This is a genomic window from Erysipelatoclostridium sp. MSK.23.31 (genome assembly GCF_019125875.1).
GTDB lineage: Bacteria > Bacillota_I > Bacilli_A > Erysipelotrichales > Coprobacillaceae > Thomasclavelia > Thomasclavelia ramosa.
This window is the reverse complement of record NZ_JAHOCB010000016.1, coordinates 54,306-77,690: the sequence shown is the minus strand read 5'-3', so window position 1 is coordinate 77,690 and position 23,385 is coordinate 54,306. Positions and strand designations below refer to the sequence as shown.

Below are 23,385 nucleotides of genomic sequence, written 5' to 3'. Positions count from 1 at the left end.
ACTTTTTCTGCTACCTACGAAGTAGATCAGCAGATAAAAGAGGGAGAACAGACAAGCAATGTCAAGGCAACCTATACGGTAAAAGTCCATGTGGACGCTGACGGGGATATGGTAATCGTTCAGAACCCTACCCTTGCACCAGCAATCGAGAAATCAGACTATGAGCCTAAGACACCAGAAGCAGACGCAAGCGTAGACGCTGATACGGTAAATGACGCTACCGCATTTCTGGAAACATTCTTTAAGCTGTACCCGACAGCTACGGAAAAAGAGCTTGCTTACTATGTAACTGGAAATGTGCTTGAACCTATCGACAGGGACTACCTTTATTCCGAATTGGTAAACCCAGTATTTACAAGGGACGGGGACAATGTGAAAGTCAAGGTGGCCGTAAAATTCCTTGATAATCAGACAAAGGCTACGCAGGTATCGCAGTATGAACTTGTGCTACATAAAGATAGTAATTGGAAGATTGTTGGATAATTCAAAAAAGTAGTTTGCATGTCATAGAAATATGATTTGCAAACTACATTTTCATCGAATTATGTTCACAAATAGTTCTGAATACGCTAAAATAGTAATTCATGCAAAAACCGCAATATATATTAAAACTTGAAGAAAACTATTTATTATAATCTAAGCTGAAAGGAGGGTGCTGTAATGGTCAATAAGGTTGAAAACATTATAACGGTCATCAATTACATAGAAAACAATCTCACAGAAAAGCTGAACTTATCCTCTATTGCAATGGGTGTTGGATATTCAAAATATCATTTGCATAGAATGTTTGTCGAAACTGTTGGATTGTCTATACATGACTATGTACAACGCAGACAATTAACAGAGTCTGCAAAACTTTTAGTGTTTTCTGATAAATCTATTCTTGAAATCTCGCTTATTGCTGGTTATGAAAGTCAGCAGGCATTTACAAATATTTTTAAGCAGATGTATAAGAAAACGCCTAACGAATATCGAATGAATGAAGAATTTTATCCGTTACAGCTTAGATTTGATTTGATACAGACAGTTAAACAAAAATTATCACAACAAGAAATGGAAGAAAATATCAGATTTGCTACAACAACAGATATACCTGCCTGCCTAGAACTAGCTTATTTAGTAATAGACGGTTTTCCAAATTTGAACGAGAATGAATACTTAACAGAATTAGAAAGAGGTATTTTAGAGCAAAGAGTGTTGATTTTAACTGATAATACTATTGCTATTGCTTTGATGTCTATTAACTATAATACGGGAAGTATTGATTTCTTTGGAGTACACCCGTTATATCGTAAATGTGGTATTGCAAAATTATTTTTAGATAAGGTTATGAATGAACTTTTAGTTGATAAAGACATTTCTGTAACAACATTTCGTGAGGGCGACAAAGCTGATACGGGGTATCGTAAGACTTACAAAGAATTAGGCTTTGCAGAAGCAGAATTATTAGTTGAATTTGGTTATCCTACACAAAAATTAGTATTATTTTCAAAAAATGGGGGTAGTACAAATGAATAGTAATCCTCTTGCAAAAGATTTTAATACTAGGTCTTTATTAAAATTTGCTTTCCCGACCATATCCATGATGTTATTTATGGGGCTTTACACAATTGTAGATACCATATTTGTATCACGATTTGTCAATACAAATGCTTTATCAGCAATCAATATTGTTTGTCCCGTTATCAATTTAATAGTAGGATTGGGAACAATGATAGCTACGGGTGGTAGTGCCATAGTTGCAAGAAAAATGGGGGCAGGAGAATCCAAACGAGCAAAACAAGATTTTACACTACTTATTTTATTTGGTTTTATTTTGGGAGTAGTAATTTTCATTCTAGGAATTATCTTTATTGACGAAATTATATATGCTCTTGGAGCTGATAAGATTTTATTTCCATATTGTAAAGACTATTTAACTATTATTTTACTGTTTACACCTGCAAGTATGTTGCAGGTACTATTTCAAAATTTATTTGTAACAGCAGGAAAACCAAGTTTAGGACTTGTTCTTTCTGTAAGTGCTGGTGTAATGAATATCGTATTTGATTATCTTTTCATGGCTATATTTGGCATGGGGATTGCCGGTGCAGGATTGGGAACTGGAATTGGTTATTTGATACCAGCAATTACGGGGCTAATTGTCTTTTGTAAAAAATCGGGAACATTGTCTTTTGTAAAACCTATTATAGACATTAAAGTACTTGGAGAAAGTTGTATAAATGGTTCATCAGAAATGGTTAGTCAGCTTTCAACGGCAATTACTACATTCTTTTTCAATCGCACAATGATGAATTTATTAGGTGTAAATGGTGTGGCTTCTATTACTATAATTATATATACACAATTTTTGCTTACAACATTATTTATTGGTTTTTCAATGGGGGTTGCCCCAGTCATTAGCTATAATTTTGGAGCAAACAATTATTATGGATTAAAGAAAATATATAAAATCTGTATTTCTTTCATTTTTGTAGGTTCATTATTTATTTTTGCGTTATCCTTTATAAATGGAAATACTTTGGTACGTTTATTTACTGGTACGAATGAAGCGGTATATAAAATTGCAATAAACGGGTTTATGATATTTGTATTTAGTTTTCTTTTTTCGGGTTTCAATATATTTTCATCAGCAATTTTTACTGCATTATCTAACGGTAAGCTATCTGCTTTGATTTCTTTTTTAAGGACATTCGGCTTTATAATGATAGGCTTGTTGGTAATGCCTCAGTTCATTGAGATAACAGGTGTATGGTTGGCTGTTCCCGTTGCTGAAATATTAACACTATGTATTTCATTATATTTGAATTTTCGTCTTTGGCGTTCGTGGAACAATCAGAATAACAGTTATGAAAAAATACAGAACTGGAAGATTGTAGGGTAAATGATAATAGGCTTACATTTTACTTTTTGTAAAAGTGTAAGCCTTTTTCAAAAAAATCAAAAAAACTCTTGCTTATGACGTAACGTCGTGAATTATAATATAAGCAGGAGGAATGGAACATGAATAAAAAGAAAGCTATACCAGAAAATTTTATGACTGTTGGAGAACTTGCAAAGAAAATGGGGACAACAGTACGAACACTTCAATATTATGACAAAGAGGGTTTGCTTTCCCCTACTACTGAAAGTGAGGGGGGACGCAGATTATATACGCATAAGGATATGATAAAACTTCATCAAATCTTATCATTAAAGTCTTTGGGCTTTTCGCTTGATGATATAAAAAACAAACTGATTTCTCTTGATACACCAGAAGAAGTAGCAACCGTTCTTAATGAGCAGTCGCTGGCTATTCAACAGAAAATAGAACAATTAACAGAAGCAGTAACAGCGATTGAAACATTAAAAAATGAAGTCTTGCAAATGCAAGTTGTAGATTTCAAAAAATATGCTGACATTATCGTTAATCTACAAATGAACAATGAGTATTACTGGTTAATAAAACATTTTGATGATACAACATTAGAACATATCCGTAACCGATTTGATAAAAAAAGCGGAATGGACTTTATGCACCGTTTCAATCAACTAAACGATAAAGTTATAAGGTTAAAAGAGAAGAATATAGCACCAGAGGATAAGCAGGCACAAGCATTAGCACAAGAATTTTGGAATATGGTTATGGAATTTACAAATGGGGATATGAGTATGCTTCCTACATTGATGAAATTTGATAATCTCATAGGCGATAATAACGAGTGGTTAGAAAAGCAAAAACAAGTAAATGAATATCTGCAACCTGCATTAGAGTTATATTTTCAAAATGCTGGTATAAATGCTTTCGAGGGGGTGTAAGAATGTCTTATGCAATAGAAATTACCGATTTGAAGAAAAAGTATGGAAACCATGAAGTATTGAAAGGTATTAACTTTTGTGTTGAGCATGGAGAAGTATTCGGTATTTTGGGTATCAATGGAGCAGGTAAAACAACTATTCTTGAATGTATCGAAGGCTTTCGTAAATATCATTCTGGTAATATAAAAATATCGGGAAATATTGGTATTCAATTACAATCAGCTTCGTTACCTGCTTATATGAAAGTAAGTGAAGTAATTCAGTTGTTCTCGAAATGGAAATGTGCAGAGATTGATAATTCCTTACTAATGGCGTTGGGAGTAACAGATTTGCAAAAGAAGTTATACACAGAATTGTCGGCAGGACAAAAAAGAAGATTACATTTAGCTCTTGCTCTTATTGGAAAGCCAGACATCTTATTTCTCGACGAACCGACAACGGAACTTGATGTAGAGGGACGTATATCTCTGCATAATGAAATTCGGAAGTTAAATCAAAATGGTACAACAATAATTTTGTCTAGTCATGATATGGCAGAGGTTGAAGCTCTTTGTACCCGTATCGCTATTCTAAATAATGGGGTAATTAGTTTCATAGGTACAACTGACGAATTAGCGTCAAAAGTAGGCAAGAAATACAACATAAAAATAGTAAGTGAATTGGGCGAAAACGAATACTCTGCTATCAATGTTGCAGATACCTTGTTAAGTATTTTAGAAGAATACAAGCAGAAAAATATTGATATTTTCGATATAAAGGTAAATCGAGGTACATTAGAACAGCACTTTATCAATCTTTCAAGGGGGTGTAAACAATGAAAGCTATGTTGTATGGAATAAAGGTACAATTAAAAATAGATATTCGCAGTAAAACACTATTAGTAACCTGCTATGTCGTCCCACTACTATTTTTTGCGATTATGGGCGGTATTTTTACTTCTTTAATGCCAGAAGCGAAGAATACATTGATACAATCTATGACAGTTATGGGGGTTTCAATGGGAGCTTTCATAGGTGTACCACCATCAATGGTTGAAGTATATGGTACGGACATAAAGAAAATGTATATAGCAAATGGGATACCTTTATGTTTTGGTGTAATTACCTTAGTTGTATCTGCATTTATCCATTTAATGATAATGAGCATGATTATTTTTACACTTGCACCGATTGTATTTCACTCTACTATCCCGTCAAATATTCCGTTATATTTTATAACACTTGCCTTATTTGTTATTGTATCGCTTGCTATTTCATGTGTGCTGGGGTTAGCTGTTAAAAATCAAGCAAAACTGACAATGTATAGTCAAGTTGTCTTTTTACCCTCTATTATGTTGTCTGGTATCATGTTTTCGGCAGAATTACTTCCAAACTTTCTTGAAAGTATGGGAAAACTGTTTCCTGCAACATGGGGATATACTTTGTTGATACAAAAGAATATTGACGTAAGTACATTTATTCCTATAGTAATTATTCTGATTATTTCTGTTTTTATAAGTGTGCAATTATTGAAAAAGATACGTTCTGAATGATACGAAGAAAGAGATTGAATTATGATAGGTCTAAAAAAACGAGATATAAAAAAGCATTGAAAGCTGGTGCAAAGGCTAGTGGTATGTCATTGGCTGATGTTCGGGAAAATATCGAAGCAACGATTGATGAAGCTATGAATAGCACTGACCCAGAGGTACAGGCAAATTTCAAAAAGTATTTTGGAAATAAACGCCCTACACCAGAAGAATATATCTATAAGATTACGAAAAAGACAGTAAAATAAGTGCTTTAAAGGGGGCTTGTATCATGGAAAGTTTTAAGTACACTCTTACAAATTCAGATACAACCTAACAGCATTACATTTACAACTGAATATGAAATAGCTTTAGAAGCTCGTACAGACTATATGTTTTGTGCGGGCTTTTTTCTATCCAAAAAAATTTTTTTAATTTTTTTCAGTTTCAACTTAACAAATCACACCTTGCTGTACAGATATGGTGCGGAAAGAGGGATAACACACCTTTAACCTTGCAGAGAGCTTCGCTCGTGAGAAGTCGGGTGGAAAGAAAGTAACCTACACCAACCCGATAGCCGTTGCGAAGAACGGGGGCTGGCGGTATCAGTATGGCAATCAATTTTACGTCGAATTAGTCAATCAGTATTTAACCGTTCCGCAGGTATCGGGAGAACTGGCACAAAAGGTAATGAATGAAGCATTGAAGTATCAAGGCTGGAAATATGTGTATGGCGGTTCTTCTCCTACAACTTCATTTGATTGTTCGGGGCTGACGCAATGGTGTTATGAAAAAGCTGGTATCTCCTTACCGAGAACAGCACAGGCACAGTATGACGCAACCCAACATCTTCCACTCTCGCAGGCAAAGGCTGGGGACTTGGTGTTTTTCCATTCCACCTATAACGCTGGTACTTATGTAACGCACGTTGCAATTTATGTAGGGAATAACAAGATATATCATGCAGGCGACCCGATAGGATATGCAGATTTGAATAGTAGTTACTGGCAACAGCACTTAATCTGTGCAGGACGAGTAAAACAATAGAAAGGACTTGAAAATATGTTTAAGAAGAATAAGAAACAGACAGAAACTATTAAAGAACCAAAAGAAAAAAAGGTGCGTACCGTCAAGGTAGGCACACATAAGAAAACCGTGATTGCGTTGTGGGTGGTGCTTATCGCAAGCGTGAGCTTTGGGGTGTATAAGAACTTTACCGCTATCGACCAGTATACCACCCATGAAAAAGAAATCATTGAGCTTCGCTTGCAGGACACCAACGGTATTGAAAATTTCGTGAAGAACTTTGCGAAGTCTTACTACACATGGAATAACAGCAAAGAAGCGATTGAAGCAAGGACACAGGCAATCAACGGTTATCTGACAAAGGAATTGCAGGACTTGAATGTGGATACAATCAGAACGGATATACCGACCAGCTCCACAGTTACAGATGTGATTGTATGGAGTATTGAACAGTCGGGAACGGACACTTTTTCTGCTACCTACGAAGTAGATCAGCAGATAAAAGAGGGAGAACAGACAAGCAATGTGAAAGCAACCTATACTGTAAAAGTCCATGTGGACGCTGACGGGGATATGGTAATCATTCAGAACCCTACCCTTGCACCAGCAATCGAAAAATCAGACTATAAGCCTAAGACACCAGAAGCAGACGCAAGTGTAGACGCTGATACTGTCAATGACGCTACCTCATTTCTGGAAACATTCTTTAAGCTCTATCCAACAGCCACAGAAAAGGAACTTGCTTACTATGTATCGGGAAATGTGATTGAACCTATCGGCAGGGACTATCTTTATTCTGAACTGGTAAACCCTATCTTTACAAAGGACGGGGAGAATGTGAAAGTCAAAGTTGCTGTGAAATTCCTTGATAATCAGACAAAGGCAACGCAGGTATCGCAGTATGAGCTTGTGCTACATAAGGATAGTAATTGGAAGATAGTTGGGTAAATATCAAATAAGCCGTAGTTGCATTTTTCGTTTATTGCGAGTTATACGCTACGGCTAGATTAAAATATTAAATTTTCAAATCTTTATATAATCTTCAAATTTGTTTTTTATGCTTTAATCGAACAAAAGGAAAGGATATGAACGATATGGAAGTAATTTTAAGAACAAATAATTTATGTAAAGATTTCAAAAATCAAAGGGCTGTAAACAATGTATCTATAACTGTCCGTGAAAATTCGATATATGGACTACTCGGTCCAAATGGTGCAGGAAAGTCTACACTTTTAAAAATGATATGTGGGATATTGAAACCTACATCTGGAAAAATTGAATTTTCTAATCACAAGTGGAGCAGAAATGATTTAGCTTATATCGGTACTCTTATTGAAACACCACCATTGTATGAAAATTTAACAGCCTATGAAAATTTGAAAGTTCGTGCTGAATTACTGAAACTTTCAGATGAACGTATAAGAGAAGTGTTGGAAATTGTAGGATTGAAAAACACAGGAAAAAAACGAGCAGGTCAATTTTCATTAGGAATGAAACAACGCTTGGGAATTGCCCTTGCAATTCTTAATAAACCACGGCTATTGATATTAGATGAACCGACAAACGGGCTAGACCCTGTGGGTATTGAGGAGTTGAGAGAATTGATTTGCTCCTTTCCAGAACAGGGGATAACTGTTATTTTGTCCAGTCATATCTTGTCAGAGGTAGAACAAATGGCAGATGATATTGGCATTATCTCTAATGGAAAGTTGGGTTATGAGGGAAAACTTCATTCGGGAGAAAATTTGGAACAGTTGTTTATGCGTATTGTAAAAGAACACAGAAAGGAGTTTTAACAATGAATTACTTGAAAGCTGAAATGTTGAAGTATAAACGCTCATTTGCTAATAAGATTTTAGTTATTGCTCCGATTTGCACAGGTTTATTTGCTTGGGTGGTTGGTGGTTTTACAGGGTATCAATATATGACTTTGTACTGGTGGTATGCGTTTTTGTTGCCGGGAACAATCGCTATTCTCTGCTATCTTGCAAATCAGAAAGAAGAACGAGCAGACAAATATTTTTCTGTGTTTTCTATGCCTATTCATCTTAAAAAATTCTGGTTCTATAAGAATTTGGTTTTGATTGAAAAAATATTGGTTGGAGCATTGATATTATCTTTGATGATTTGCATTTCTAATGTGATTGCTCCTGCTACAACAGTTTATACACCATCGCAAGTGTTTATCGGTAGTATTCTGATTAGTTATGCTTCTATTTGGCAACTGCCATTATGTTTATTCCTTGCAAAAAAAATTGGAATGTTCGGTACAATTTTTATCAATACACTTTTAGGAATATTTTTACCACCATTAGCAGGAAGTACGGATATATGGTTTTTGTTCCCTCATTGCTGGTCTGCTAAATTGTCAGAGACGCTTATGGGAATTGAGATAAACGGGACGTTAATGCCACACTTAAATATATCGTTAAATATTGTTCTAATTGTGTTGGTTTTAACAAGCATACTCTTTATTGTATTATCTGCTTTTAGTGCAACATGGTTTTCTAAACAGGAGGGTTAGCATGAAAAATGTAATAAACTCTGAATTTATAAAAGTCAAACATACCTCATATTGGAAACTTCATATTTTTTTGCCTGTGATTGGGGCTTTGCTGTATATTGCATATTTTGCTATTTACTCAACTGTTCCTGTATTAAATAAAGAGAACTTTTTATTAGAATTAACCGCTACGGTTTTCCCGTTGGTTATCAGTATTGTTACTGGATTGAATAGTTCACTAGAAGAAAGGGCTTCACACTTTCAATGTATTCTTTCATCAAAGAAACGTATTTCTATTTGGAACGGAAAGCTAACATTTCTGATTTTAACAGGCTTATTTTCTATTCAACTTTTGATGATTACGTTTTGGTTGGGGATAAAAATACTGGCAATATCTGATATTTCATTACTTTTTTGTGTAAATGCAGGTTTTATATTGTTTGCATGTAATATCGTTATTTATATCTGGCATTTGTTTTTAAGTTATCGTTTTGGAATTGGTTTTTCTCTATTCTTTGGAGTATTTGAAAGTTTGCAGGTCATTTTATACAGCAATATTACTCTTGCTGGGGTATTCAGATTTATACCTTTCTCTTGGGGAATTGAATTATGCCATTCATTTATAAATTCAGATATAAATATATTGAACATTGCGATTGTAGGTTTATTAACAGGGATTACTTTATTTCTAACTTGTGTATGGATAAATTGTTGGGAGGGAAGAAAAAACCATGAATAAGATATTTAAGCGAAGTTTTTGCTTGTTATTTCTATGTATAACTTTTCTTTGTTCTGGCTGTTCATTGCTGGAAAATAATACAGAATATCAGAAAGAAAAAGAAAGATGTATCGTTAATAAAAATGATATTTCACGATTTAGTTATGGCGGAAATGAGTATGCTATACTTGACGATACTTATGAAAGTTCCGATATTGGCGAATGGGTCGGATATATTCGGAAATTGATTGTTATTGACGAACAAGGAAATGCTCTTGAACAGATAGATTATGATAGTGACGCCCTAGAGGATATGGAAGTGATTTCACAAAAATATACAGAACCAGTTTATACTGTACCATATCTTAATGTTTACAAAATAAAGGACAGCAACGACTCTATGATATTAACAGTTGATGTAAACGGTAGTTTCCATAAAGCAATTTTAGCTGATAAAATTTCAGAAAAAGATACACTTATTCAAATAGAGAAGCCAAATGAAGATAATAACTTTACCATAAACAAAGAGAATTGCACACAGTTAATCAACGGTAATGCAATTTATCAAATCACAAATGAGGTTGTGACTTCCGACCAAACAGAAAAATATTTAGATATAATTGCTGAAAAAGTTTTATTTGATATGAATACAAAATTACCTATTTCAAAGTCAGAGCAAAACCAAATTGATTGGACTGGGGAAAAGAGCCAAAATATCCAACGGGTGAACTGGTTTTATCAATCCGTTTATACTATAAAAGGACAACAGCCAGATACAGCGGTTGCTATCAAGATCAATAATGAATATCGTGTAGCAAAAGCTATATCTTGTGAGTGATTGAGTCGCATGGTATAATTATTCACGTATTTTTACACGAAAGGAGCAGATAAATATGTCGAATATATTGGTAATTGATGATGAAGAAATGATTTTACAACTTATTAAAAATGGTTTGCAAAAAGACGGTCATACAGTATCGGTATATTCTTCAGCAATGCAGGTTTCATTAGATACATTAAGCCATTATGATTTGATTATCTTAGATGTGATGATGCCAGATATTGACGGTTTCTCTTACTGTAAGAAAATTCGTGATTTAATAGATTGTCCATTGTTATTCTTAACGGCTAAAACAATGGAAAATGATATTACTTACGGGTTGGGATTAGGAGCAGATGATTATTTGACAAAGCCTTTTAGAATTGCTGAACTTCGTGCCCGTGTAAATGCACATTTACGACGTGAAAATAGAGAACGTCATAATACATTAAATTTTGACCGTATTAAAATTGACTTGTCAGAAAAAGAAATAAAGATTGACAATCAAATTATTGTATTTACTAAAAGCGAATATTTAATTTGCGAATATCTCGCTAGAAACAAAGGACAAGTGTTTTCAAAGGAACAGATATATGAAGCTGTTTTTGGTTTTGACGGAGAAAGTGATAACTCAACAATTTCTACTCATATAAAAAATATCCGAGCCAAATTTGCAAAAGTAAATATTCAGCCGATTGTAACTGTGTGGGGGATAGGATATAAATGGGATTGAAAAAAGATATATCATTAAAAAAAGCATTTTGGAAGTTTCTTTTTTGGTTGTTGACTGGTTTAGGTGTATCAGTTGTAATTCCGTTTCTTGTATTTCTATTATTAGGAAGTTCGGGAATGGTGACGTATGCTGATAATTGTGAACAACAAACAAAAGCTCTTGTTCCTGTACTGACCGCAACACCCGATATTACAGATATTCGACTTCCATTAGGAACAAAGTATCTGCTTTTAGACAAATCATATCAACTTATTGATACAAGCATGAATGATGATGAATATGAACAGGCTATGCGATTTGCTACGACAGGACAAACAACAGACAAGAAGACACAATTTCTTCTTGTCACTCGTGATGATGAATATATTGTTTTGCAATACTATGTGGGTTCTCAATTCATAGACCCGTGGTTAAATGAACATCTGCCCTCGCCAGAAATACTTATGATAGGTGTAATTGTTTTCAACTGCCTACTTGTATGTGTGCTTTTAACAACGCATTTTGCTAAGATATTAAATAAGGAATTGTTTCCTTTATTCAAAGCAACTAAGGAAATTGAAAATCAAAATTTAGATTTTGAAATGGAACACTCTAGGATTAAAGAATTTGAAAATGTTTTACGTTCTTTTGACAAAATGAGAAACAGTTTAAAAATATCTTTGGAAAAACAATGGGAAGCCGAACAAATACAACGGGAACAGATTGCTTCACTTGCACATGATTTAAAAACGCCATTAACCGTTATGCAAGGAAATATCGACCTGTTAGACGAAACAAACCTTAATGAAGAACAAGAACTATATTTATCGTATGCAATGACCAGTTCAGAACAGATGAAACAGTATATAAAAACGTTGATTGATATATCCAGAGCGTCTGCTGGCTATCAATTACAACTAGAAGATATAAACTTTTTAGATTTTTGGAAACATATTTTATCGCAAACTGAAATTGTCTGTAAAGATAAAGGGCTTGTTATCCAGCAGACACAACATAATTTACCACAAAATATAATTGGGGATAGAATGTTGCTGGAACGAGCATTTATGAATTTAGTTTCAAATTCTTTAGAGTATTCGCCCGATAATGCTATATTATATATAGATGTAGAGAATAAGAAGAATTATTTGAACATCTGTATTACCGACTGTGGTTGTGGTTTTTCAAAAGAGGCATTGGAACACGCAAAAGAACGCTTCTATATGGCAGACCAAAGCAGAAGTTCTAAACTGCATTATGGAATGGGGTTATATATTGTTGACAGCATTATAAAACAGCATAAAGGAAAACTTTTGCTAGATAATTCGATAGAAACCAAAGGAGCTAAAGTTACTATACAGCTACCATTATGAAAGAACGGCTTTATTTGTCGTTCTTTTTTATATCTTTATGAAATCTTCAAAATTAAGGGTTATCCTTTAAGTGAAGATAAAGATTGTAAGTTAGCATTATAACATTTATATATATCGGTAACTGACGTTAATATTGAAAAGGAGTATGAGTATTATGATAGGTCTTAAAAAACGAGATATTAAAAAAGCATTGAAAGCAGGTGCAAAAGCTGGCGGTGTTTCATTGGCTGATGTACGAGCTGATATTGAAGCGACGATTGATGAAGCTATGAATAGTCCAGACCCAGAGGTGCAGGCAAATTTCAAAAAGTATTTTGGTAATAAACGCCCTACCCCAGAAGAATATATTTACAAGATTACGAAAAAGACAAAAGTTTGATTTAAGACTATTTGCTACTTGCGGAGCAGATCAGCAAATAGATAATGCAGAATAGCAAAAAGGGAAAACAAGAAGCTGATTACTTCTTGCTCTCCCTGCTGTTCAAGATACCGTCAATCGTACCTTGAATGATTTTTAATTCGTTATCACTCAATAAATCAAGAGAGGTTTCTATCTGACGGCGAGCTGTGCTTTTTACGACGTTCTCTGCTGGATAGAAATATTCATCAACCGATATATTGAACATGGTAACTAAATCATGGAATAATTGAAAACTAGGGTGTGAACCAACATTTTCAATATCTGCGATATGGCGTTCTCCATAGAACACTTTATCGCCTAAATCATTACGAGAAAGCCCTGCTCTCTCACGGGCTTCTCTGATTGCCAGTCCTAAAGGTCTGAAATCAAAAGTTTGTATTTCTTTTGCTTTTCTCATTTTAAATCACCTAGCATGAGTTTATACTTCATGCTGTATATTTAGAATGTGTTAAAATTGCATATAGTATGCAGTAATAATTCAAAAGTTGTTATCGTGTGCGGTAAATAAAAAAAACCGTTCCTAGATAATATACTTTTGTGCGTCTTGAAAAATAACGGGACGGTTTTGGATAACCAGAACTGTCCTTTTTTCTTGAGATATGAGGAATAGCTCTGGTTAAAGGGGGCTATACCATGACTGCATACAAAAGAACGCTTTGCCGTTCTCAACTGGATAAATATTTCAGTCCACTATTACAATCATTATACCCTTTATATGAGTTAAAAATTCATATCAATAGAATTTATAAAACAGTCCGTTTGTGTAATTACACATTATCGGGCTGTTTTTGTTTTTCAAAAAAATTTTTTTGAAAATCTTGGTAGCTTGCCACCTCTTTGGGTAGTTAGGGTGCGGAAAGGGGGAAATAAACAAAAGTTTATTTCAATCCAGCACGGAAAGGAGGTGAGCAAATGAAAACATCTTCTTTCAAACAAGCCATTGAAGCACAGTTTGATTGCCTTTCAAAAAAAGTAATTAAACGTGCAGTAAAGAAAGGCTACCGTGATATGAAAAGGCGTGAAAAACACGAATGTTTATTTTCGGATATTCCAGATTATGAACAATCACGTTTTGGAGAATTGGATAAATACGAAAGTGATTATACTGTATTCAATATCTTAGGCATTGAAGTCTGGGTTGAGGACGACCAGTTAAGCGAAGCCCTTAAAACATTGACAGAGAAGAAACGCAACATTATTTTGTTGTCCTACTTTATGGATATGTCGGATAGTGAAATCAGCGAATTTATTAAAATTCCCCGTTCTAACGTCCAGTATCACAGAACAAAAACACTTGAAGCAATGAGAAAAATTATGGAGGAACGCAAATGAAGAAATATGAACATCTGCCTTTTGAGGTTATTTTATCAGCAACAGAGGGCGACCCAGAAGCGATTGAAACTGTTATGAAATTTTATGACGGTTACATTTCTAAACTTTGCCTGCGTAAATTGTATGATGAATACGGTAACGTCTGCATGGTAGTTGACGCTGAATTAAAAAACAGAGTTCAGATAGCGTTACTTGATATGCTGATGAATTTTGAAATTGTAGTAATGTAGTACATACAAGTGAAGTCTGGCACGTCCCCCCTTTCCTGCCACTTCACTTGTCATTCTATTAAAACCAAAATCTGAAAGTTGGTTTTAATGGGCTGGATAGCCGATAGTTCTTTGCCAACTGAATAAAGCAGACAGATACGTTTGTGAGATAGCGAGCCACGGGGACTGTACGCCACGACCTTTTCAAAAGAAAGCGAGCGACCCACGCAGTGATCCGAGAGCGACTGTTGGAAAAGTCGTTTTGCCACGACCTATCCTCACAGGATAATGATACGTCCGCATGGTGCGGTTCTGCCCACAAGAATGGGAATAGTTGAGATACTAATGGAGCTTTCCAAAGCCGTCTGTCTGCTTATGTAACTTATAAAATAGACACACAGTAAAGGGGGTGTTACATTATGTTAAATACTGATGTGTTAAATGATGTGATGTTCCAGCGAGGTAAGGTGTTGGAATATGAATAAAACGAAGATAAGAGCAACGGAACAGCCGATTGCTGTTGATATAGAGGGACTGTCTGCTATGTTATCTTGTGGTTGTGCTACTGCAAGGAAGATTGGCGAGCAGGCAGGAGCAAAAATTGTGATAGGTCGCAGGGTTCTTTATTCCATAGAAAAAGTCAAGAAATACTTGTTATATTTGGAAGAATAGAGCGATTTTCTATTTATGTTCTCTGGCGTGTGTAGTATAATAAGAAAGGACAAAGCACGCTGTGAGAACAAGAAAAGAGGCTTTTTCAGAAAGGAATGGTTCTCATGGCAATTAGTAGAAAAGACCCAAAAGGAAGAAAATTAAGAGAGGGCGAAAACTGGCGTAATGATGGAAGATACAGTTATCGTTATACAGATGTAAGAACAGGCAAGAGATTGACAGTCTATGCACAAGATTTACCAGAGCTTCGAGAAAAAGAGAAGCAGATTGCAAAGGATATGGAAGATAACATATTGACAGACGGAGCAATCAAAAAAATGACGCTCAACACATTATTTGAGCGTTATATGGCAACTCGTGAGTTGGCTGATACTACAAGAGTTAGTTATGTTCGTGCTTGGGAAAACAGAGTAAAAGACGAGATTGGAAATATTAAAGTTGTTCAGCTTTTACCCTCACATATTAAAGCGTATTATGCGAAACTTTCCAAAGCTGGATATGCTTATTCTACAATCAAGTATATTCACAACCTGCTTTATCCTACATTAGAAATGGCTGTTGATGATGATATTATCCGAAAGAACCCTGCAAAAAGTTCCATTAGCGATTATGGAAAACCAGCAGAGGAAAAAGAAGCCTTAACAGTTTCTCAACAAGAAAAGTTTATGGAGTTTGTAAAACAGAGCAATGTCTATAACACATATTATCCCATGTTTACCATAATGATTGGTACGGGGTTAAGGTGTGGGGAGCTTATTGGTCTTACATGGAAAGATATAAACATCAAGGCAAAAACGGTTAATGTAGACCACCAGCTCATTTATAAGAATTTAGGCGACGGTTGCAAGTTCCATATCTCAACACCAAAAACGGAGTCGGGTATTCGTATTATACCTATGACACAAGAAGTTGCAAAAGCCTTTGAGGAACAAAGGAAAATCAATTTCATGCTTGCAAAGGATAAGAGCATTGAGGTGGACGGGTATTCGGGGTTTGTCTTTACAGCGAAATCGGGCAGACCGCTTATGCCGAATGGCGTAAATAGTGTTTTATATAACATTGTAGACGCATATAACAAAACCGAAGTAGAGAGAGCAAAAAAAGAGCATAGGAAAGCAGAGCTGTTACCAAAGTTTTCAGCTCATGTAATGCGTCACACAGCTTGTACCAGAATGGCAGAGTGCCGTATGGACGTAAAAGTTCTTCAATATATTATGGGACACGCTCATATAGATGTAACAATGGAAGTGTATAACCATATTGGAGAGCTGACAAGGATTGAAAATGAGATTGCAAGACTAGATAGTATGGTGTTAAATGCTTGACACCACAAAAAGAAAAATTGGTGTCAAATTGGTGTCAAAACAGAAAAAATCACAATTTCAAAAGAAATAAGATACTGCAAACCATTGATTTTAAAGGGTTTGCAAAAAAATAACAAAAATATTAGCACTCACCTCTTGACACTGCTAAATAGTTGTATTAGAATATCTTTAGCACAAATGAATGAGGAGTGCTAATATTTAGAATGGAGATGTGAGTATGGCTGAGAAAAAACAATTTAAAGCAGAATCAAAAAGATTATTAGATTTAATGATTAATTCTATTTATACACATAAAGAAATTTTCTTACGTGAATTGATTTCTAATGCAAGTGATGCAAGTGATAAATTATATTATAAAGCACTTACAGAAAATATTTCTTCAATTAATCACAATGATTTAAAAATTATGATTGAAATCGATAAAGAAAATCGTGTTTTAACTATTAAAGATAATGGAATTGGGATGGATAAAGATGAATTAGAAACACATCTTGGAACTATTGCTAATAGTGGTTCATTTGAGTTTAAAAATGAAAATGAACATGATGATATTGATATTATCGGACAATTTGGTGTTGGTTTCTATGCAGCTTTCATGGTGGCAAAAAAAGTAGAAGTGATTTCTAAAAAATATGGAACTGAGCAAGGATATACTTGGGTATCTGAAGTTAGTGATGGCTATGAGATTTTTGAAACTAATGTTGCTGATCATGGAACTACAATTAAATTATACTTAAAAGATAATACGGATGATGATAACTATGATGAATATTTAAATCAATATCATATTCGTGATTTAGTTAAAAAATATTCTGATTACGTGCATTATCCAATTAATATGGATATGACAGTTTCAAAGAAAAAAGATGATAGTGATGAATACGAAGATGTTATTGAAAATCAAACATTAAATTCAATGGTACCATTATGGAAACGTAATAAAAAAGATATTACTGATGAAGAATATAATGATTTCTACAAAGATAAATTTAATGATTTTAATGATCCGTTGAAAGTGATTCATAGCCGAGTAGAAGGTAACGTTTCATATGATTCATTATTATTTATTCCTTCAAAACCACCAATGAATTATTATTCAAATGAATATGAAAAAGGGTTACAATTATATTCACGTGGTGTCTTCATCATGGATAAAGCTAGTGAATTAGTTCCTGAACATTTCCGCTTTGTTAAAGGATTGGTTGATTCAGAAGACTTATCATTAAATATTTCAAGAGAAATGTTACAACACGACCGTCAATTAAAAGTAATTGCTGATAAAATTGAAAAGAAAATTCAATCAGAATTAGAAACAATGTTGAAAAAAGATCGTGTAAAATATGAAGAATTCTTTAATAGTTTTGGTTTACAATTAAAGTTTGGTATTTATAATAGCTATGGAATGTTAAAAGAAAAATTACAAGATCTGCTATTATATTATTCTAGTAAAGAAGAAAAACTTATTACCTTAGCGGAATATATTGAACATATGCCTGAAGGTCAAAAGGAAATTTATTTTGCAAGTGGTGAAACTCGTGAAAAGATTGCTACTTTACCACAAGTAGAAGTAGTCAAAGACAAAGGATATGATGTTCTATATTTAACAGATAATGTAGATGAATTCTGTTTCCAAATGATGCGTGATTATAAGGAAAAACCATTTAAGAGTGTAGCTCAAGGTGATTTAGATATCGATAGTGAAGAGGAAAAGAAAGAATTAGAAAAAACTAATGAAGAGAATAAAGACTTATTGACAGCAATCAAAGATTCTCTTGGTGATAAAGTCGTTGACGTAAAAGTATCTTCACGATTAAAATCACATCCTGTTTGTCTAGTTTCTAGTGATGGAGTATCATTTGAAATGGAAAAAGTCTTAAATCAGATGCCTGAAGGTCAAGAAGTAAAAGCAGGTAGAATTTTAGAAATTAATCCTAATCATGATATTTTCAATGCTATGAAAAAGGTTTATGAAAATAATCCTGATAAAGTAAATGATTATGCAAGTATCTTATATGATCAAGCTTTATTGATTGAAGGATTCTCAATCGACAATCCAGTTGATTTTTCAAATAAAATTTGTGATTTGATGATTGAATTGAATAAATAATTGAAGAATTTTAAAGGGTAGATGTTAAGTCTACCTTTTTTTGTACTATTTAGTAAAAAAATTACTAAATACATTAAAAAATTGAGCGATTATGTGTATAATAGACATATATGAAAATAGAGTGAGAGGGTATATATGTTAAATATTTGTGGGATTATTGCTTTTTTTATGATGTACATTTATGATTTGAATTTAATTTATTTAGGTAATAAAATTTTTAAAAAGTTTTTTGCGATTGGGTCAATAATATTAGTATTTGCTACTTTAGCGAATATTATTATTTATTTTCCTAAAAAAATAGATGCACACTTTATTATCTTTTTGGGACTTGCATTACTGGCAGCGATAGGGTTAATCTATACGTTATTTTTTGCGTTAAAATTTGATGATGCATATAAAAATACCGAGAATAAACAGCCGTGTGTAAAAACCGGTGTCTATGCCTTATGTCGTCATCCGGGGGTGCACATGATGATTTTAATGTATTTATGTTTATATCTAGCTTTTCAAAATGAAACTATGTTATTTATGTTGATTGGATTTAATCTATTAAATATTGGGTATGTGATTTTACAAGACATAATTATTTTCCCCAAGCAATTTGTTGATTACGATGAATATAAAAAAATAGTACCATTTCTTGTTCCAACAATTAAAAGTATTAGAAGCTGTATTAGAACATTTGGGGAGGTGTCAAAATGAAATTTGAGGATAAATTAAAAGCACGGAGTCGAGAAGATGTTTGGAATGAATACTGTGGCTTTTTAGATTTATCGATGGATGAATTTGTTCAGATTCAAAATCGTCTGATGGAAGAACAAATTGCCTTATGGTCACGAAGCCCATTAGGGAAAAAAATATTAAAAGGAAGTACACCAAAAAATATTAAGGAGTTTCGTGGACTAGTTCCATTAACTTCTTATGATGATTATGCTAGCGACTTATTACAAAAGAAAAGCGAACTTTTACCAGATGAACCGGTTTTATGGATCCAGACAACTTGGGAGGGTGGTAAACATCCCATCAAGGTGGCTCCTTATACTGAAAGTATGCTGGATACATTTAAACGAAATGTCTGTGCCTGTTTGTTATTGGGAACTTCAACAAAGCGAGGGGATTTTAAAGCCCGTTCGACAGATACGATTTTATATGGTCTAGCACCATTACCTTATGCAACAGGCTTGTTACCATTAGCATTTGAAGAGGAAATCGGTATTGAATTTTTACCGCCTGTTAAGGATGCTGTGAAAATGAGTTTTTCAACTCGAAATAAAGTAGGATTTAAATTAGGATTGTCAAAGGGAATTGACTATTTTTTTGGTTTAGGAAGTGTAACTTATTATGTTAGTTTAAGTTTAGGAAAAATGAGTTCTGGTGGTGGCGGTGCTATTTCTTTATTAAAAAAATCTCCATTACGTTTTGCTAAGATTGTATTAGCAAAATGCAAATGCATAAAAGAAGGACGTGAGTTAAAACCTAAAGATATTTTTAAATTAAAGGGATTTATGGTAGCAGGAACAGATAATGCTTGTTATAAGGATGATTTAGAAGAATTGTGGGGTATTCGTCCAATGGAAATATTTGCTGGAACGGAACCAACTTGTATAGGCACTGAGACGTGGAGCCGAAATGGATTATACTTTTTCCCTGATGCTTGTTTTTATGAGTTTATCCCAAGTGACGAAATGGAGAAAAATCTAGCTGATTCTAGTTATCAGCCTCGAACAGTATTGATAAATGAGGTTGAAGAAGGAATGAGTTATGAATTAGTAATATCTGTTTTAAAAGGCGGAGCCTTTATGCGTTATCGAGTAGGTGATATGTATCAGTGTATTGATCTTAAAAATAAAGATGAGAATATTAAATTACCGCGATTTAAATATCTCGATCGGGTTCCAAATGTCATTGATATTGGCGGGTTTACAAGGATTACTGAAAATTCGATTGATCAAGTTGTCAAATTATCGGGACTTAAAATCACTAATTATATTGCTAAAAAAGAATTTAATCATAATAATCGTCCATATCTGCATCTATATGTTGAAATGGATCCACATGCTCAAATCACCCAAGCTATTTCAATTGAAATACTAAGGGAACAATTAAGCATTTATTTTAAATATGTAGATCAAGATTATCAGGATTTAAAGAAAATTCTAGGTATCGATCCGTTAAAAATAACAATTATAAAAGCTGGAACATTTGCCTATTATGAAAAAAATCATTCTCATAAAATTAAAAAAATTAATCCTCCAACTTTAGAAATTAATGAACTGTTAACGATTCAAGATCAGGATTATCGGGTTGAAATGGGAGGACGACTATATGAATAATTATACATATGTCTCGATTATTGCGCTGTACTGTTATATATTTTTATTTATTTCATTATCGGCTTCAAAGAAAACTAAGTTGATTAAAGCTTTTATGACATTGTTAATGGCGATGATGTTTTGGACTGGTGGTTCTTTCTTTATGCGTTCAATGTTTGGACCATCAGTCAAATTTTGGTATGATATTTCTTTATTGGGTTTATGTTTAGTACCATATGCGTTTATTAGTTTTGTCCATGAATTTTTATTTAATTCACCCCATAAAAAAGATACTATTTGGTTCTTTCTTTTTGTCGGACTTTTCATTATTAATGCTACAACAGAACTCTTGCTGCCAGCACCTGAATATACAATAAGGGCTAGCGGGATTCCAGCATTTTATTATACTTCTAATGTTTATACGTATATTTTTTATTGTTTCTTTCTAGCAAGTATTATTTATTGTGTTTCGTTGATCATAAAAGGCTTTAAAGAAAATCGTAATCAGGTGATCCGGCTAATGCCAATGTTTGCTGGGATTGCATGTTTAATATTTGGAAATACTTGTGTTATGTTGGGGTGGTTTGCTGGTTTTCCAATTGATATTGTTGCTGGGGTTATTAATGCAATATGTATGTTCTATACTTTGTATAAACGACGTTTATTTAGGCTTAATCTTTTAGTTTCACGACGTAGCAGTTATGTAATAGCTGGAATGTTGTCAATTATTTTATTTGCTAATTTAGTTGGTACATTTCAAAATATTTTATTTGAACATTTTGGTTTGATTACTAAAAATTATTATGTATTAGTAATTGCAGTAGCTTTTACGATTGTAACTGCGATAATTTATACAATGTTAAAAAAATTTATTGATGCAATTTTTATAAAAGAAGAAATTCAGCAATCAGATAGTTTAAAAGAGTTTTCTAACTATGTTTCAAAAACTTTGCAAGTAAATGAAATTGTCGGGGCAATGGGTGAAATAATTTTGAAATGTGTCGAAACCAAACAAGTGTATATTTGTCTTTTAGATGACAATGGTGATTATTCAATTGAGTACAGCAGTTCACCGTTAAGAAAAAATAACTATATTATTAATCATGAAAATCCTGTGGTGATTAAATTAATGAATAACGATGATATGATATTTTATAGTGAATTTAGACATTCAATAAATTATCGTTCAATGTGGGACAGTGAGAAACAATTATTTGAAAATCTAAATATTGAAGGAATTATCCCAGTTAAACAAGAGCAATTAATTGGGATGATCCTGCTGGCTCCCAAACCACGGCGCTCGGGGTATAGTTATGGAGAAATTAGTTTCTTGTCTTCAGTTGCTTCAATTAGTGCCATTGCTTTAATTAATTCAAAAATGTATGAGACAGTTTATAATGAAGCACGTAGTGATGAATTAACTGGACTGTTGAATCGTAAATATTTTTATGAGGCTTTGAATAATGAATATGAAAAATTGGGAGAACGCCAATTATCATTGATTTTAGTAAGTGTAGATGATGTTCGGCTTTATAATCAATTGTATGGTAATAAAGAAGGAGATATTGTCTTAATTAATGTAGCACGAATTATGGATGATTATGTAAATACACAAGGTTATACAGCACGTTTAGGGGGAAAGGAATTTGGGATTATTTTACCAAATTATGGACCTTTAGAAGCAAAAGATCTGGCCGAAAACATTCGCGAGCAAATAATGAATATGAATAAACGAGATAGTGACTATACTTTAAAAGTAGTTACTGCAAGCTTTGGTATTAGTTCTATTCCGGTATCTGCCAATACAATTAAGCAATTATTAGATTATGCAGATCAAGCGCTATATCAGTCAAAGCGACATGGTAAAAATCGTGTATCAGTTTATAATGCAGGAGTGGTTGAAAGTACAAGTGGTGTGACGATTGTTGATGCACATCGAGAAAAACAGAATATTTACTTAGAGTATGCGCCGACAATTTATGCATTGACAGCTGCAATTGATGCAAAAGACCATTATACTTTTACCCATTCTGAAAATGTTGCTTATTATGCTACAAAATTAGCAATCGGATGTGGATATGATAGTGAATTAGTCGAGATTATTAATGAAGCTGCACTTCTTCATGATATTGGTAAAATTGGGATTTCAGAAAATATTTTAAAGAAAACTTCTAAATTAAGTGATGAAGAATACCAAATTATGCAATCGCATGTGGAAGCTTCAGTTAATATTATTCGACATTTACCTTCATTGGACTACGTTATTCCAATTGTCTTAACACATCACGAACGTTATGATGGGCGTGGATATCCAAGAAGAATTTCTGGTGAAGATATCCCGGCCGGAGGAAGAATTATGGCAATAGCGGATTCTTTTGATGCAATGACTTCAAGAAGGAGTTATAAAGAACCATATTCATTAGAGTATGCTCTTAATGAATTAAAGCGTAATCGGGGATTGCAATTTGATCCCGATTTAGTTGATAAGTTTATTGAACTGATAAATTCTGGTATAATTGAAGTAAGAGGTAATCAAAATAATGAGTAAGG

General features: G+C 33.6%; 25 protein-coding genes and 1 pseudogene. 25 read left to right on the top strand and 1 reads right to left on the bottom strand.

The window, feature by feature from the left end:
* From KSU54_RS08950 to KSU54_RS08875, 17 genes and pseudogenes are all read left to right on the top strand, one after another.
* On the top strand, positions 1-483 hold a 483-nt coding region (locus tag KSU54_RS08950; RefSeq protein WP_217746608.1), incomplete at its 5' end, for a conjugal transfer protein.
* Between the two features lie 177 nt (positions 484-660).
* Positions 661-1,518: a GNAT family N-acetyltransferase gene (locus KSU54_RS08945; RefSeq protein ID WP_117791822.1), complete on the top strand. Its 858-nt coding sequence runs from the start codon at positions 661-663 to the stop codon at positions 1,516-1,518.
* Entirely contained in the window at positions 1,511-2,884 is a 1,374-nt protein-coding gene (locus KSU54_RS08940) for an MATE family efflux transporter (protein ID WP_117791821.1), read from the top strand. The genes KSU54_RS08945 and KSU54_RS08940 overlap by 8 nt, the downstream gene beginning before the upstream one ends.
* 119 nt (positions 2,885-3,003) lie before the next feature.
* A complete protein-coding gene (locus KSU54_RS08935) occupies positions 3,004-3,798 on the top strand; it encodes a MerR family transcriptional regulator (RefSeq protein WP_117791820.1) in 795 nt (264 codons plus the stop codon).
* Between the two features lie 2 nt (positions 3,799-3,800).
* Positions 3,801-4,616, top strand: a complete 816-nt coding sequence (locus KSU54_RS08930; RefSeq protein ID WP_117791819.1) for an ABC transporter ATP-binding protein — start codon at positions 3,801-3,803, stop codon at positions 4,614-4,616.
* Positions 4,613-5,329, top strand: coding sequence for an ABC transporter permease (locus KSU54_RS08925; RefSeq protein WP_117455706.1), 717 nt, complete (start codon positions 4,613-4,615; stop codon positions 5,327-5,329). Before KSU54_RS08930 ends, KSU54_RS08925 begins: the two co-directional genes overlap by 4 nt.
* Complete coding sequence (locus KSU54_RS08920; protein ID WP_117791818.1) at positions 5,326-5,574, top strand: hypothetical protein; 249 nt, start codon at positions 5,326-5,328, stop codon at positions 5,572-5,574. Before KSU54_RS08925 ends, KSU54_RS08920 begins: the two co-directional genes overlap by 4 nt.
* A 244-nt stretch (positions 5,575-5,818) precedes the next feature.
* A pseudogene (locus tag KSU54_RS19420) lies at positions 5,819-5,941 on the top strand (lysozyme family protein); the annotation flags it as partial.
* 54 nt (positions 5,942-5,995) lie between these two features.
* Positions 5,996-6,352, top strand: coding sequence for a C40 family peptidase (locus KSU54_RS08915; protein ID WP_438696238.1), 357 nt, complete (start codon positions 5,996-5,998; stop codon positions 6,350-6,352).
* A gap of 15 nt (positions 6,353-6,367) precedes the next feature.
* Complete coding sequence (locus tag KSU54_RS08910) at positions 6,368-7,279, top strand: conjugal transfer protein (protein ID WP_117791817.1); 912 nt, start codon at positions 6,368-6,370, stop codon at positions 7,277-7,279.
* 146 nt (positions 7,280-7,425) lie between these two features.
* The gene (locus KSU54_RS08905) at positions 7,426-8,127 is read left to right on the top strand and encodes a lantibiotic protection ABC transporter ATP-binding protein (protein ID WP_117791816.1); all 702 of its coding nucleotides are present in this window, start codon (positions 7,426-7,428) and stop codon (positions 8,125-8,127) included.
* Between the two features lie 2 nt (positions 8,128-8,129).
* Entirely contained in the window at positions 8,130-8,855 is a 726-nt protein-coding gene (locus KSU54_RS08900; RefSeq protein ID WP_117791815.1) for a lantibiotic immunity ABC transporter MutE/EpiE family permease subunit, read from the top strand.
* Position 8,856: 1 nt separating this feature from the next.
* Positions 8,857-9,573, top strand: a complete 717-nt coding sequence (locus KSU54_RS08895) for a lantibiotic immunity ABC transporter MutG family permease subunit (RefSeq protein ID WP_117791814.1) — start codon at positions 8,857-8,859, stop codon at positions 9,571-9,573.
* Positions 9,566-10,390 carry a NisI/SpaI family lantibiotic immunity lipoprotein gene (locus KSU54_RS08890; RefSeq protein ID WP_117791813.1) on the top strand — a complete coding sequence of 275 codons (825 nt, stop codon included), beginning with the start codon at positions 9,566-9,568 and terminating at the stop codon, positions 10,388-10,390. Before KSU54_RS08895 ends, KSU54_RS08890 begins: the two co-directional genes overlap by 8 nt.
* A 55-nt stretch (positions 10,391-10,445) precedes the next feature.
* Positions 10,446-11,105, top strand: coding sequence for a response regulator transcription factor (locus KSU54_RS08885; RefSeq protein WP_117791812.1), 660 nt, complete (start codon positions 10,446-10,448; stop codon positions 11,103-11,105).
* Complete coding sequence (locus KSU54_RS08880; RefSeq protein WP_217751459.1) at positions 11,096-12,457, top strand: HAMP domain-containing sensor histidine kinase; 1,362 nt, start codon at positions 11,096-11,098, stop codon at positions 12,455-12,457. Before KSU54_RS08885 ends, KSU54_RS08880 begins: the two co-directional genes overlap by 10 nt.
* Before the next feature lie 154 nt (positions 12,458-12,611).
* On the top strand, positions 12,612-12,836 hold the full coding sequence (locus tag KSU54_RS08875; protein WP_117791810.1) for a hypothetical protein: 225 nt from the start codon (positions 12,612-12,614) through the stop codon (positions 12,834-12,836).
* Between the two features lie 79 nt (positions 12,837-12,915).
* Here the strand turns inward: KSU54_RS08875 and KSU54_RS08870 are convergent, their stop codons facing one another.
* Positions 12,916-13,275: a helix-turn-helix transcriptional regulator gene (locus KSU54_RS08870; RefSeq protein ID WP_117791809.1), complete on the bottom strand. Its 360-nt coding sequence runs from the start codon at positions 13,273-13,275 to the stop codon at positions 12,916-12,918.
* Positions 13,276-13,790: 515 nt separating this feature from the next.
* Between KSU54_RS08870 and KSU54_RS08865 the strand changes: the two genes are divergently transcribed.
* The 8 genes from KSU54_RS08865 (at position 13,791) to KSU54_RS08830 (ending at position 23,383) form a co-directional block, all read left to right on the top strand.
* Positions 13,791-14,210, top strand: coding sequence for an RNA polymerase sigma factor (locus KSU54_RS08865; RefSeq protein ID WP_071143795.1), 420 nt, complete (start codon positions 13,791-13,793; stop codon positions 14,208-14,210).
* The gene (locus tag KSU54_RS08860; RefSeq protein ID WP_106622565.1) at positions 14,207-14,440 is read left to right on the top strand and encodes a helix-turn-helix domain-containing protein; all 234 of its coding nucleotides are present in this window, start codon (positions 14,207-14,209) and stop codon (positions 14,438-14,440) included. The genes KSU54_RS08865 and KSU54_RS08860 overlap by 4 nt, the downstream gene beginning before the upstream one ends.
* Positions 14,441-14,896: 456 nt before the next feature.
* Positions 14,897-15,091, top strand: a complete 195-nt coding sequence (locus KSU54_RS08855; RefSeq protein WP_117791808.1) for a hypothetical protein — start codon at positions 14,897-14,899, stop codon at positions 15,089-15,091.
* A gap of 104 nt (positions 15,092-15,195) precedes the next feature.
* On the top strand, positions 15,196-16,416 hold the full coding sequence (locus KSU54_RS08850; protein ID WP_117791837.1) for a tyrosine-type recombinase/integrase: 1,221 nt from the start codon (positions 15,196-15,198) through the stop codon (positions 16,414-16,416).
* 217 nt (positions 16,417-16,633) lie between these two features.
* Positions 16,634-18,523, top strand: a complete 1,890-nt coding sequence (htpG, locus tag KSU54_RS08845; protein WP_117791807.1) for a molecular chaperone HtpG — start codon at positions 16,634-16,636, stop codon at positions 18,521-18,523.
* A gap of 135 nt (positions 18,524-18,658) precedes the next feature.
* Complete coding sequence (locus KSU54_RS08840) at positions 18,659-19,225, top strand: hypothetical protein (protein ID WP_003538142.1); 567 nt, start codon at positions 18,659-18,661, stop codon at positions 19,223-19,225.
* Complete coding sequence (locus KSU54_RS08835) at positions 19,222-20,856, top strand: GH3 family domain-containing protein (protein ID WP_003538143.1); 1,635 nt, start codon at positions 19,222-19,224, stop codon at positions 20,854-20,856. The genes KSU54_RS08840 and KSU54_RS08835 overlap by 4 nt, the downstream gene beginning before the upstream one ends.
* Positions 20,849-23,383, top strand: coding sequence for a histidine kinase N-terminal 7TM domain-containing diguanylate cyclase/phosphohydrolase (locus tag KSU54_RS08830; RefSeq protein WP_003538144.1), 2,535 nt, complete (start codon positions 20,849-20,851; stop codon positions 23,381-23,383). Before KSU54_RS08835 ends, KSU54_RS08830 begins: the two co-directional genes overlap by 8 nt.
* Positions 23,384-23,385: the final 2 nt, after the last annotated feature.

Bases quoted from the DNA above. Each gene is read 5' to 3' on its own strand.
- KSU54_RS08930 (WP_117791819.1), top strand. From the start codon at position 3,801: ATGTCTTATGCAATAGAAATTACCGATTTGAAGAAAAAGTATGGAAAC.
- KSU54_RS08880 (WP_217751459.1), top strand. From the start codon at position 11,096: ATGGGATTGAAAAAAGATATATCATTAAAAAAAGCATTTTGGAAGTTT.
- KSU54_RS08865 (WP_071143795.1), top strand. From the start codon at position 13,791: ATGAAAACATCTTCTTTCAAACAAGCCATTGAAGCACAGTTTGATTGC.
- KSU54_RS08945 (WP_117791822.1), top strand. From the start codon at position 661: ATGGTCAATAAGGTTGAAAACATTATAACGGTCATCAATTACATAGAA.
- KSU54_RS08855 (WP_117791808.1), top strand. From the start codon at position 14,897: ATGAATAAAACGAAGATAAGAGCAACGGAACAGCCGATTGCTGTTGAT.
- KSU54_RS08915 (WP_438696238.1), top strand. From the start codon at position 5,996: ATGAATGAAGCATTGAAGTATCAAGGCTGGAAATATGTGTATGGCGGT.
- htpG (WP_117791807.1), top strand. From the start codon at position 16,634: ATGGCTGAGAAAAAACAATTTAAAGCAGAATCAAAAAGATTATTAGAT.
- KSU54_RS08940 (WP_117791821.1), top strand. From the start codon at position 1,511: ATGAATAGTAATCCTCTTGCAAAAGATTTTAATACTAGGTCTTTATTA.
- KSU54_RS08870 (WP_117791809.1), bottom strand. From the start codon at position 13,275: ATGAGAAAAGCAAAAGAAATACAAACTTTTGATTTCAGACCTTTAGGA.
- KSU54_RS08885 (WP_117791812.1), top strand. From the start codon at position 10,446: ATGTCGAATATATTGGTAATTGATGATGAAGAAATGATTTTACAACTT.
- KSU54_RS08890 (WP_117791813.1), top strand. From the start codon at position 9,566: ATGAATAAGATATTTAAGCGAAGTTTTTGCTTGTTATTTCTATGTATA.
- KSU54_RS08830 (WP_003538144.1), top strand. From the start codon at position 20,849: ATGAATAATTATACATATGTCTCGATTATTGCGCTGTACTGTTATATA.
- KSU54_RS08900 (WP_117791815.1), top strand. From the start codon at position 8,130: ATGAATTACTTGAAAGCTGAAATGTTGAAGTATAAACGCTCATTTGCT.
- KSU54_RS08910 (WP_117791817.1), top strand. From the start codon at position 6,368: ATGTTTAAGAAGAATAAGAAACAGACAGAAACTATTAAAGAACCAAAA.
- KSU54_RS08905 (WP_117791816.1), top strand. From the start codon at position 7,426: ATGGAAGTAATTTTAAGAACAAATAATTTATGTAAAGATTTCAAAAAT.
- KSU54_RS08875 (WP_117791810.1), top strand. From the start codon at position 12,612: ATGATAGGTCTTAAAAAACGAGATATTAAAAAAGCATTGAAAGCAGGT.
- KSU54_RS08935 (WP_117791820.1), top strand. From the start codon at position 3,004: ATGAATAAAAAGAAAGCTATACCAGAAAATTTTATGACTGTTGGAGAA.
- KSU54_RS08835 (WP_003538143.1), top strand. From the start codon at position 19,222: ATGAAATTTGAGGATAAATTAAAAGCACGGAGTCGAGAAGATGTTTGG.
- KSU54_RS08920 (WP_117791818.1), top strand. From the start codon at position 5,326: ATGATACGAAGAAAGAGATTGAATTATGATAGGTCTAAAAAAACGAGA.
- KSU54_RS08925 (WP_117455706.1), top strand. From the start codon at position 4,613: ATGAAAGCTATGTTGTATGGAATAAAGGTACAATTAAAAATAGATATT.
- KSU54_RS08840 (WP_003538142.1), top strand. From the start codon at position 18,659: ATGTTAAATATTTGTGGGATTATTGCTTTTTTTATGATGTACATTTAT.
- KSU54_RS08850 (WP_117791837.1), top strand. From the start codon at position 15,196: ATGGCAATTAGTAGAAAAGACCCAAAAGGAAGAAAATTAAGAGAGGGC.
- KSU54_RS08895 (WP_117791814.1), top strand. From the start codon at position 8,857: ATGAAAAATGTAATAAACTCTGAATTTATAAAAGTCAAACATACCTCA.
- KSU54_RS08860 (WP_106622565.1), top strand. From the start codon at position 14,207: ATGAAGAAATATGAACATCTGCCTTTTGAGGTTATTTTATCAGCAACA.